A 2,328-nucleotide genomic window follows, 5' to 3' on the forward strand; every position below is an offset into this window, starting at 1 on the left:
CACTACGAAGGCACGGAGATCGACATGACGCAGGGCGTGTCCGCCGGCCCCTACGCGTCGCCCTACCGCTGGCGCCCCATGGGCTTCGAGGTCGACGGCGAGCAGTACACCTGGGAGCGCCCCATCTCGACCCAGCAGACGGGCTTCTCGATGGTCACCCAGTCGCGCGCCTGGCTGCCCGACGCCGTCGGCGGCCTCACCTGGTACGGTCTGGACGACACCTGGTTCACCTGCTACGTGCCCCTGTACTGCGGCATCACCGACATCCCGCCCAGCTACGCCACCGGCACGCTCGGCCGCTTCAGCTGGGACTCGGCCTGGTGGGTGTTCAACTTCGTGTCCAACTACGTGAACCTGAAGTACGAGCCCATGGTGCGCGACGTCATGGCCGTGCAGGCCGAGATCGAGGGCGACTTCCTCGACCTGCAGCCTGCCGTCGAGACGACCGCCGCGGCCCTCGCCGCAAGCGATCCGGCCCTGATGCGGCGCTACCTGACCGACTACTCGGTGCAGCACGCCGAAATGGTGACCGACCGCTGGCGGGCGCTGGGCGAGCACCTGCTGACGAAGTACAACGACGGATTCATCAAGGACGACCGGGGACGGCCGCAGGAGACCGGCTACCCCGAAGCCTGGCTGCGGGCGGTGCTGCAGGCCGAGCCGGACCGGTTCCGCCTGCCGCAGGATGCTCCGGCCGATCTCGCCGAGCCGAAGGACTACTGACCCCAGCCGTTGGAGGCCGACCCATGCGCCGCCCGATCACCATCCTGACAGGGCTGATCCTGCTCCTCGCCGCCGCGACCGCGTTCGCCGACGGCTTCGCCGTTCCGGACGACGCCCGGCGGCTGCTGCCCGGCGAAACCACGGCCGTGGTGGCCGTCGCGTCCCTCGACGAGGTGCTCGACGAGATCGTGACCCTCGCCCACCGGTTCGACCCCGACAGCGATGTGCAGCGGGATTCCATCCTGGCCGACATGGGCGACGACTTCGCCACCCTGGCCGAACTCGTCGATCCGCGCCGGCCCCTGTTCCTCGCCGGCAGCCTGGCCGATCCCATGGCCGGGACCGAACCGCCCCTCGTCTTCGTGCTGCCCAAGGCCGCCGGGGCCGATCTGGCCAAGCTGCCGGCCGCGGCGACCCGGCACGGCCCGGCCCTGACCGAAGGCGGCTACTTCGCCATCTCGTCGATTCCCGGCTACGTGCCCGGCCCCGCCGCCTCCGATCTCGCCGCTCATCTCCCGGCGGGGGTGGTCAGCGTCTCGCTCGACCTCGGCACCGTCGTGACCGACTACGGGGCCTTCCTGGAGATGGGCCTGGCAGGCATCCCGACCCGACCCAACGGCACGCCGCCCAACGACACCGGCGCCATGACCGAGGACGAGGCCGCGGCCATGGCCGAGGCCCTGCGCGCGATCGCCGCGTCGGTCGAGCGCCTCGACCTCGCCCTCGGCCGCCGCGACAATCTGTTCACCTCGCACCTCGGCCTGGGCGTGAAGCCCGGCAGCGCCCTCGACGCCGGCCCGCAGCCCGCGTTCGCCACGGCCCTGGACCTCACCGGCGCCCTGCCCGCCGACGCCACCCTGTGGCAGGTGGTGGCCCTCGACCAGACCCGCATCTTCGCCTCGTTCCGGGACTACTATCTGGTCTCCCTGGGCCAGTCGCTGGGCGGGCTGAGCGGCCCGCAGCGCGAGGCCTACGAGGCCTGGGTGGCCGACTACCTGGACGCCATGGACCTGTGGGCCCGCCCTCTCGCCGCCGGCCTGACCCCGGACGGCGAGTCCATGCTCAGCCACGCCGTCATGGCCCACGACGACCCCGCCGCCGCCCTGGACCGGCTGGCGGCGCTCATCGACGGCCTGGGCAGCCTGGACATCGGCTACCAGCTGACCCCCCGCGACCCGTCCGAACTCGCCGGCGTCCCGTTCCGCTCCTGGGACATCGCCTTCGACCTGGCCCGGTTCGAGGCCGCGATGCCCGACGCGGGCAATCCCGCCATGACGGGCGCGGCCCGCATGCAGGCCGAACAGCTGGTCTCGATCATGCGCAAGGTCGTCCCGCGGATCCAGCTCGGTGCCGGCCGCGACCACCTCTATTTCGCCGCGACGACCGACACCGACGATCTGGCCAAGATGGTGCGGCGCATCGAGAAGGGCGACTTCGGCCGTCCCCGGGCCGACGTCTCCCGGGTTGCCGCCGCCGCCGGGCCGGCCTGCCGGCAGGTCGTCGTCGGCGACCTCCACGGGCTCATGCAGTGGGTCACCGACATCATGTCCGAGATCGACGCCGACGAGAAGGCTACCCTCCTGGCCCATCCCATCCCGTTCGAAG

2 protein-coding genes are annotated in these 2,328 nt (G+C 71.7%); both read left to right on the forward strand.

The genetic code is table 11. The features are described 5' to 3' along the window. On the forward strand, positions 1 to 723 hold a 723-nt coding region (locus tag KDM41_17965; GenBank protein ID MCB1185309.1), incomplete at its 5' end, for a C69 family dipeptidase. A 23-nt stretch (positions 724 to 746) separates the two neighbouring features. Continuing rightward, the coding region (locus KDM41_17970; protein ID MCB1185310.1) for a hypothetical protein at positions 747 to 2,328 on the forward strand (1,582 nt) is incomplete at its 3' end.

The sequence above is a fragment of the bacterium genome (assembly GCA_020440705.1).
GTDB lineage: Bacteria > Krumholzibacteriota > Krumholzibacteriia > LZORAL124-64-63 > LZORAL124-64-63 > JAGRNP01.